We start from the raw sequence: 9,048 nt of genomic DNA, 5'->3' as shown, positions 1-9,048 counted from the left end.
ATCGGGTCAACACACACGAGAGCGGAACGGGAAGCGGAATAGGCTTCCCGTTCACAGCGTCCTCGCTGTGTGTGCCACCCGCACCGCGTGGATGCTGGTGGGCTTTTTCAAAGGAACCTCATCCTCCGGCTGCTGCCGGTGGACGGGGTATCAACATATCTGGCGTTGACTTTTGGCACGCTGTTGAGTTCTCAAGGAACGGACGCTTCCTTTGTGCCTGTTTCACCAGGCTCTCCGGGCGCTTCCCTTCGGTGTACCACCACTCTATCAGGCCGTTTCGGGCTTTCGAACCACCGGGCTTTCCGCAGACATGCAGAAACGCGGCCGAAAATCTCGATCAGTTCTGAAGGAGTGCCACCCGCCGTCCGCACTCCGCGATGTGCTCGCGTTCTTTTGGACCGGGGCAGGTGTCAGACAGTACAGGCCCCCGTCGGGCGGGGCAAATCGATTCCCCGGCGCCGGTGCTCCGGGGGCGGTGTTGCGCGTGCGGAACCCTCACTTCTTATGACTTACGCTCTGATCGGTGCGCCGTCCAGGACAGGTAGTGACGGCGGCCTGATAGATCTCCACCCCTGGGAGGACTCCCATGACCACCGTGACGTCCCCGCTCGCTGGACGCGCCATCGGACTCGCGGCCGTGCCCGACCCGGTGTTCTCCGGCGCGATGGTGGGTCCCGGTACCGCCATCGACCCCGTGCGTGAGCCGTCCGAGGCCGTTTCGCCCGTTGACGGTGTCGTTGTCTCGCTGCACCCGCACGCGTTCGTCGTCGTCGACAGCGAGGGCCACGGCGTGCTGACGCACCTCGGTATCGACACCGTGCAGCTGAACGGCGAGGGCTTCGAGCTGCTCGTCAACAAGGGCGACACCGTCACCCGCGGCCAGGCCGTCGTGCGCTGGAACCCGGCCGCCGTCGAAGAGGCCGGCAAGTCGCCGGTCTGCCCCGTCGTCGCGCTGGAGGCGACCGCCGACTCCCTCGGCGACGTCGTCGAGGCCGGCGAGGTCAAGGCCGGCGAGCAGCTCTTCAGCTGGCAGTAGCCCGCCGCCGTTCCGACGGCACGTACGACAACCACCGCGGCGGCAGCGACCGCCGCACCAACCGGAGACGGGTGAGATGGAGACAACGCTGCGAGGCGTCGGCGTGAGCCACGGTGTGGCGATCGGCGAGGTGCGGCACATGGGCACGGCGGTTCTGGAACCGCCGGCCAAGCAGATTCCGGCCGAGGACGCGGAGCGCGAACAGGGGCGTGCCCGCAAGGCCGTGGAAGCTGTGGCCGCCGACCTGATCGCGCGGGGCAACCTGGCGGGCGGCGAGGCGCAGGCCGTGCTGGAGGCCCAGGCCATGATGGCCCAGGACCCCGAGCTGATGGCCGACGTCGAACGGCGCGTCGCCGTGGGCAGCACCGCCGAGCGCGGTGTGTACGACGCGTTCGCCGCCTACCGGGCGCTGCTCGCGGGGGCCGGCGAGTACCTGGCCGGGCGGGTCGCGGACCTCGACGACGTGCGGAACCGTATCGTCGCGCGGCTGCTGGGCGTGCCGATGCCGGGTGTGCCGGACAGCGACGAGCCGTACGTACTGATCGCGCGGGACCTGGCGCCGGCCGACACGGCGCTGCTGGACCCGACGCTGGTGCTCGGCTTCGTGACCGAGGAGGGCGGGCCGACCAGCCACAGCGCGATTCTCGCGCGGGCGCTGGGCGTACCGGCCGTGGTCGCGCTGCCGGGCGCGGGCGAGCTGGTCGAGGGCACCGTCGTCGCCGTCGACGGCAGCACCGGCGAGATCTTCGTGAACCCGAGCGCCGGGAAGCGCGCGGAACTGGAGCAGGCCGCCGCGGCCCGCAAGGCCGCGCTGTCGGCTTCGACCGGCCCGGGTGCCACCTCGGACGGGCACAAGGTGCCGCTGCTGGCGAACGTCGGCGGTCCCTCGGACGTGCCGGCGGCCGTGGAGGCGGGCGCCGAGGGCGTCGGCCTGTTCCGTACCGAGTTCCTCTTCCTGGACGACAGCAAGAAGGCGCCGTCGCAGGAGAAGCAGGCCGAGGCGTACCGCAAGGTGCTGGAGGCCTTCCCCGAGGGCCGGGTCGTCGTGCGGGTGCTGGACGCGGGCGCGGACAAGCCGCTGGACTTCCTGACGCCGGGCGACGAGCCGAACCCGGCGCTGGGCGTGCGGGGTCTGCGGACGCTGCTGGACCACCCCGAGGTGCTCCGTACGCAGCTGGCCGCGCTGGCCCAGGCCGTCGAGGGGCTGCCGGTCTACCTTGAGGTCATGGCGCCGATGGTGGCCGACCGCACCGACGCCAAGGCGTTCGCGGACGCGTGCCGCGAGGCGGGGCTGCAGGCCAAGTTCGGCGCGATGGTGGAGATCCCGTCCGCGGCGCTGCGGGCCCGGTCGATCCTGCAGGAGGTCGAGTTCCTCTCGCTGGGCACCAACGACCTGGCGCAGTACACCTTCGCCGCCGACCGTCAGGTCGGTGCCGTGTCGCGACTGCAGGACCCGTGGCAGCCGGCGCTGCTCGACCTGGTGGCGCTGTCGGCCGAGTCGGCGAAGGCCGAGGGCAAGAGCTGTGGTGTCTGTGGTGAGGCGGCCTCCGATCCACTGCTGGCCTGTGTGCTGACGGGTCTGGGCGTGACGAGCCTGTCCATGGGCGCGGCGTCGATTCCGTATGTGCGCGCGACGCTGGCGAAGCACACGCTGGCCCAGTGTGAGCGTGCCGCTGCCGCGGCGCGGGCCGCTGACACCGCCGAGGACGCGCGCGCCGCCGCGCAGGCGGTGCTCTCCGGGGAGTGATCCCCGGCGGGGTCCGACCGGGAGTGCCCGGTCGGACCCCGCCGATGTGCTGCGCGCGATGCGCGCTGCGCAGAAGAACGCTGGTACGGACGGCCGTCCCGCCTTTGTGGCGGGGCGGCCGTCCGGCTTTCCAGCCCGCCGGCGTTCCAGTCGGCCGTGCTCTCCCCGGACCGAGCCGATCGTTGTTCCGGTCTCCCCCGGCCGCCGACCCCGAGCCTCCCCCTCTCCCCCGTCGTGTGTGCTGCCGTGTCGTGTCAGTGGTGGGTGTGGTCGTGGCCGTCCGTCGGTGGCGGGTCCGGGAGGGCCAGGCCCGGGTGGTGGTCGACGCCGGGCTCGGGCGGGACGGGTTCGCCCGTCTCGGCGTCGGTGCAGTAGGCCGTGAACACTTCCGCGGCGCTGAGCGGGTGCAGCCAGGCGTCGCGCAGGATCCAGCCGCGGACCGTGTCGCGCCCGGCGGTCTCCGCCGTCCGCGTCACGATGCCGCCGGGGCTGCGCAGGGCGATGCCCGCCGCGAGGACCGTGCAGAAGACGAGGGTGTCGGCCTCGGACAGTTCCAGCCGCCCGGCGGCGCGGGAGTCGGCGTGCAGCACCGCGAGGAGCGGGGCGCCGCTCGCGGGGACGCTGCACACCAGGTGGTGCATGCCGTCGCCGAGGATGTCCAGCAGGCTGGTGACCGCCCGGGAGGCGCGGGCGAAGGCGGCCCGTGCGAGGTCCTCGCCGCAGACCGCGCAGGCACCGGTGCGGGCGAGGAGCGCCGTGGCGCGGTCCCAGGTCGTCTGGCGTTCTGCCTCGTCGATGAGTGCGGGCAGCAGCCGGGCCAGTGATTCGCCGCCGTACGGCAGGGTGGCGCCGGTGCAGGCCAGCTCGGCCGTGTAGCGGGAGCGGCTGTCGGGGCGGTCGGGGTCCAGGTCGGTGTCCGTGCAGTACGTCTCGTACGCGACGGGGTCGAAGAGGGCGACGGTGGTGTGGATGCCCTGGGCGGTCAGTGAGCGCAGCAGGCTCTCCATCTGCTGGAGGTAGGCGGTGTGGTCGTCGAACGGGAAGGTGCGGTAGCGGCGCATGGCCGCGAAGTCCTGAGCGTCCGCCAGAACGGCGGCGGTGCTCGGGATTTCGCGGCGCAGCATGCGGCGTGCGGCGGCGGGGCCGCCCGGTTCGGTGTGCGCGGTGCGTCGGGACGGTGGTGTCATGACTCCCCCTCGGTCGGTGCGTGCCGCTCGCTCCACGAGCTGCACTTGTGACTGAGAGTAATCGGTGGGTCTGACAATGGGGTCCGACTAGGGGTCAACGGCCGTCCGTGGCGGTTCGTACCGCTACCGCGCGCGTTCGGCCGCGGCGCGCTCGGCGGCGATCCGCTCGTAGAACCGCAGGAGTTCGAGGTTGTCGACGGAGCCCGGGTTGACGGCCTGCTCCAGCGGGGTGCCCTGGAGGAGCCGCTTGACCGGGACCTCGATCCGCTTGCCGGTCAGGGTGTGCGGTACGCCGGGCGCCTCGATGATCTCGTCGGGGACGTGGCGCGGGGAGCACTGGGCGCGGATGGTGCGCTTGATGCGGTCGCGCAGGGCGTCGTCGAGTGCGGCGCCGGGCGCGAGGTGGACGAAGAGCGGCATCCAGTAGCCGCCGTCGGGCAGTTCGAGGCCGATGACCAGGGATTCGCGGATCTCGGGGAGGCGTTCGACGGCCTCGTAGATGTCGGCGGAGCCCATCCGTACGCCCTGGCGGTTGAGGGTGGAGTCGGAGCGTCCGTGGATGACGACGGTGCCGCGGGAGGTGCGGGTGATCCAGTCGCCGTGTCGCCAGACGCCGGGGTAGGTGTCGAAGTAGCTGTCGTGGTAGCGGCGGCCGTCGGGGTCGTTCCAGAAGCGGACGGGCATGGACGGCATGGGGTTGGTGACGACGAGTTCGCCGACCTCGTCGGTCAGCGGTTTGCCGTGCGTGTCCCAGGCCTGGAGGTCGGTGCCGAGGCAGGGGGCCTGGAGTTCGCCGATGTGGACGGGCAGGGTCGGCGCGGCGCCGGCGAAGCAGCTGCAGACGTCCGTGCCGCCGCTGACGGAGGCGATCCACAGGTCGGCGGCGACCTCGTCGTGCAGCCAGCGGAAGCCGTCGGGCGGCAGCGGGGAGCCGGTGGTGGCGACGCACTTGACGGTGCCGAGGTCGAAGTCGCGGCCGGGCTGGACCCCGGCCTTGCGGCAGGCCATCACGTACGCGGCGGAGGTGCCGAAGAGGGTGGTGCCGGTGCGTTCGGCGATCCGCCACTGGGCGGCGGTGTCGGGGTGGCCGGGGCTGCCGTCGTAGAGCACGATCGTGGAGCCCGCGAGGAGGCCGGCGACGAGGAAGTTCCACATCATCCAGCCGGTGGAGGTGTACCAGAAGAAGCGGTCGTCGGGGCCGAGGTCGCAGTGCAGGCCGGTCTGCTTGAGGTGTTCGAGGAGGATGCCGCCCTGGGACTGGACGATGGCCTTGGGCAGGCCGGTCGTGCCGGAGGAGTACAGGACCCACAGGGGGTGGTCGAAGGGGACCTGTTCGAAGACCGGTTCGGTGGCGGCGGAGGTCAGGTCCGACCATTCCAGGGCGCCTTCGGGGGCCGGGGTGCCCAGGAGGGGGATGTGGACGACGGCGCGGAGGGTGGGCAGTTCGCGGCGGAGTTCGGCGACGGTGTCGCGGCGCTCGTGTTCCTTGCCGCCGTAGCGGTATCCGTCGACCGTGAACAGGACGACCGGTTCGACCTGCTGGAAGCGGTCCAGGACGCTGCGGGCGCCGAAGTCGGGGGCGCAGGAGGTCCAGACGGCGCCGACGGCGGCGGTGGCCAGGAGGGCGACGACGGCCTGGGGGACGTTGGGGACGTAGCCGCTGACCCGGTCGCCGGGGCGGACTCCGAGGCGGCGCAGTTCGGCGGCCAGGGAGCCGACCTGGGCGCGCAGCTCGGTCCAGGTGACGGGGGTGGGGTCGTGGGTCTCGTCCACGTACAGCAGGGCGGGTGCGTCGGCGCGGGCCGGGTCCTCGGCGGCGCGCAGCGCGTGTTCGGCGTAGTTGAGGGTGGCGCCGGGGAACCAGCGGGCGCCGGGCATCGCGGGGTCGGCGAGGACGGTCTCGTACGGCGTGCTGAAGCGGACATCGAACCAGGCGGCGACGGCCTGCCAGAAGCGGGACAGGTCGGTCACGGACCAGCGGTGCAGCGCGGCGTAGTCCGCGACCGGGTCGCCGTCGGCGCGCGCGGGGGCGCCGTGGTGGGTGACCGCCCAGTCGTGGAACCGGGTGAGCTGGGTGCCGGCGATGCGGTCCGGGCCGGGCTGCCACAGGGGTTCCGGCTGCGGGACGGACTGCGGTGCGGTGGTCATGATCGGCTCCCGGCTGTACGCGGCGTTGCGTGGACGCGGTGTGGGCGTGCGGTACGCGGTGCGCGTGGTCCCCGTACGGCCCGGAGGATCGCCCCGGCGCAGCGCGGGGGCGCGTGCGTGTGACACGGCTGGGCAGGACGATGCCACGTGATCGACTTGTGCGCCAGGGTCGGCCTCATATTCGGGCCGCAGGCGGGTACCGGGGGCGGCCGCGTATCCGTGCGCGGGCACGGGCCGGGGCGGCTGTGGACACATGCCGGGCACGGGTTCCGGCGTGGCCCGGTGGCCGGAAGTGCCGGCGCGGCCGCCACCGGTGTGCCGCGTGTGTGGTCCTGGTTCTTCCCAGGTGAACGGGAGCTGAACGGTGCCTTCACCACGGGCCGTCGATGGCAGGCTGAGCAGCATGGACGGGCGTGATCAAGAGCGGTCGGCGCGATGGCCGCGGTGGGACGGGACGGCCACCGCGGTCCGGGCCGTCAGGGCACTGGGATCGGTACGGGGGCTGCGGACGTGGCGGTCGGCGTGGCGGCGGCGCCGCGTGGATGCGCGGGGGCTGCCGCGGCGCGGCCTGGAGCGGGCGCGGGTGCCGGGGACGGCGGTGCGCGCGGAGCCGCAGCCGGGCGGCGGGATGGTGTTCTTCGCGCGTTCGTCGCTGCGGGTGCGGGTGGCGTCGGGCGGTGCGGTGTTCTGCGGCTGGGACGGCGCCGCGCCGGAGCCGTCGTACGCGCTGGCCGGCGCGTGCCCGGAGCCGGACGGGCGTGCGGTGCTGGAGCCCGACACGGAGGGCGGCTGGCGGGTGGTGTCGGAGCGGGTGATGGTGACGGTGTCGCGGCACGGTGCGGTGGAGGTGCGGACTCCGGGGGGTGTGGTGCTGCGGCGGGAGCTGCCGCCGCGGTGGTGGGACCGGGCCCCCGGTGCCGAGGACGGCGCGACTGTGGACGGGGGCGGCGCGCCCGGAGACGGGGAGGGTGCGCCGGAAGACCGGGGTGGCGCGGCCGGTGAGCGGTCCGGGGACTCGCGGTGGGTGCAGCGTTCCGAGGTGGCCGCGGATGCCCGCTTCTTCGGGCTGGGCGGCCGGTCGGCGGGGCCGCGGCTGCGCGGGGGCACGTACCGGATGTGGAACACCGACCCGGGCGGCGCGTTCGTGCCGGGCGATGATCCGCTGTCGGTGACGATGCCGGTGCAGTTCGTGGTGGCGGACGCCGGTACGCACCTGGTCTTCCACGACAACTCCTGGGACGGCACGGTGACGCTGCGCGAAGGGGCGGAGGGCGCGGGTTCCGGGCACGACCGGCCGGGCTGCTCCGAACTGCGGATGGACGGCGGCCCTTTGCGGTACTGGGTCCTGGTCGGTACGCCCGCCCGCGTCCTGCTCGGCTGGACGGCGCTGACCGGGGCCCCGGCGCTGCCGCCCCGGTGGGCGCTGGGTCCGCAGCACGCCCGGTGGGGTTTCGGCAGCCAGGCGGAGGTGCGGCGGGTCGTGTCCGGCTACCGGGAGCGCGGGCTGCCGCTGTCCGCCGTACACCTGGACATCGACCATTACGACGGGCACCGGGTGTTCACCGTCGACCGTACGGCCTTCCCCGACCTGCCCGGTCTCGCGCGCGAGTTGCGGGAGGAAGGGGTGCGGCTGGTGTCGATCGTCGATCCGGGGGTGAAGGCCGAGCCGGGTAACCCGGTGTACGAGGGCGGGGCCGCGGCGGACGCGTACATACGGGACGCGCGGGGCCGGGAGGTGCGCGGGGTGGTGTGGCCGGGCGAGGCGGTGTTCCCGGACTTCACGGACGCGCGGGTGCGCAAGTGGTGGGGCGGTCTGTACGCGGAGCGGCTGGCGCAAGGTTTCTCCGGGGTGTGGCACGACATGAACGAGCCGGTGTCGTTCGCCGCGTTCGGCGATCCGTCGCTGCCGCGTTCGGCGCGGCACGCGCTGGAGGGCCGGGGCGGCGACCACCGGGAGGCGCACAACGTGTACGGGCTGGAGATGGCGCGCGCCGGGTACGACGGGCTGCTGGAACTGCGCCCCGAGGAGCGGCCGTTCCTGTTCTCCCGCTCGGGGTGGGCGGGGATGCAACGGTACGGCGGCACCTGGTCGGGGGACGTGGCAACCGGGTGGCCGGGGCTGCGGGCCTCGCTGTCGCTGGTGCTGGGCATGGGGCTGTGCGGGGTGCCGTACAGCGGTCCGGATGTCGGCGGGTTCTCCGGGGTGCCGTCGCCGGAGCTGTATCTGCGGTGGTTCCAGACGGCCGCGTATCTGCCGCTGTTCCGTACGCATTCGGCGAAGTACGCGGGGCGGCGGGAGCCGTGGGAGTACGGGCCCGAGGTGCTGGAGCACGCGCGGGCGGCGTTGCTGGAGCGGGCGCGGCTGCTGCCGTACTTCGTGACGCTCGCGCAGCTGGCGCGGCTCTCGGGGGCGCCGTACGTGCGCCCGGTCTGGTGGGACACGCCCCGGGACCGGAAGCTGCGGGACTGCGAGGACGCCTTCCTCCTCGGGGACGCGCTGCTGGTGGCGCCTGTGCTGGGGCCCGGGGTGACGCGGCGGGTGGTACGGCTGCCGCGCGGGCGCTGGTACGACACGGTGACCGGGCGGGCGTACGACGGGCCGGGGCAGGTGCTGGTGGACGCCCCGCTGTCGCGGATTCCGGTGCTGGCGCGGGCCGGTGCGGTGCTGCCGGTGGCAGGCGCGGACGGTACGACGGAGCTGGAGGTGTGGGCCCCGAAGGACGGCCGCGGCGGTGGCGGTCTGGTCGTACCGGATGCCGGTGACGGCTGGCAGCGGCCGGCGGTCGAGCGCTTCGAGACGCGGTTGGAGGACGGGCGGGTGGTCGTCGAGCGCCAAGGGGGCGGCGAGGTCGGGTACCGGGTGCGGGTGCGCGGGCTGCCGGGCGGCGACGTGTAGGCGGATGGCACCGGATTGCGTAGATTGGCCCGTT

At 73.3% G+C, this 9,048-nt stretch carries 5 protein-coding genes; 3 read left to right on the top strand and 2 right to left on the bottom strand.

Features of this window, described 5'->3' with window-relative positions; all coding sequences use genetic code 11:
- The first annotated feature begins 586 nt into the window (after positions 1–586).
- On the top strand, positions 587–1,036 hold the full coding sequence (locus ACZ53K_RS11115; RefSeq protein WP_468833983.1) for a PTS sugar transporter subunit IIA: 450 nt from the start codon (positions 587–589) through the stop codon (positions 1,034–1,036).
- 76 nt (positions 1,037–1,112) lie between these two features.
- Complete coding sequence (gene ptsP / locus ACZ53K_RS11110) at positions 1,113–2,783, top strand: phosphoenolpyruvate--protein phosphotransferase (protein WP_468833981.1); 1,671 nt, start codon at positions 1,113–1,115, stop codon at positions 2,781–2,783.
- 254 nt (positions 2,784–3,037) lie between these two features.
- Here the strand turns inward: ptsP and ACZ53K_RS11105 are convergent, their stop codons facing one another.
- On the bottom strand, positions 3,038–3,970 hold the full coding sequence (locus tag ACZ53K_RS11105; RefSeq protein WP_468833979.1) for a hypothetical protein: 933 nt from the start codon (positions 3,968–3,970) through the stop codon (positions 3,038–3,040).
- 123 nt (positions 3,971–4,093) lie between these two features.
- Positions 4,094–6,118, bottom strand: a complete 2,025-nt coding sequence (locus ACZ53K_RS11100; protein WP_468833977.1) for an acetoacetate--CoA ligase — start codon at positions 6,116–6,118, stop codon at positions 4,094–4,096.
- Positions 6,119–6,521: 403 nt separating this feature from the next.
- On the opposite strand from ACZ53K_RS11100, the gene ACZ53K_RS11095 reads away from it, so the two are divergent.
- Entirely contained in the window at positions 6,522–9,014 is a 2,493-nt protein-coding gene (locus ACZ53K_RS11095) for a glycoside hydrolase family 31 protein (RefSeq protein WP_468833974.1), read from the top strand.
- The last annotated feature ends 34 nt before the right edge of the window (positions 9,015–9,048 follow it).

It is taken from the genome of Streptomyces sp. NPDC033221 (assembly GCF_055577005.1).
Note: the sequence above shows the minus strand (reverse complement) of the source record. Positions and strands in the feature narration are given on the sequence as shown.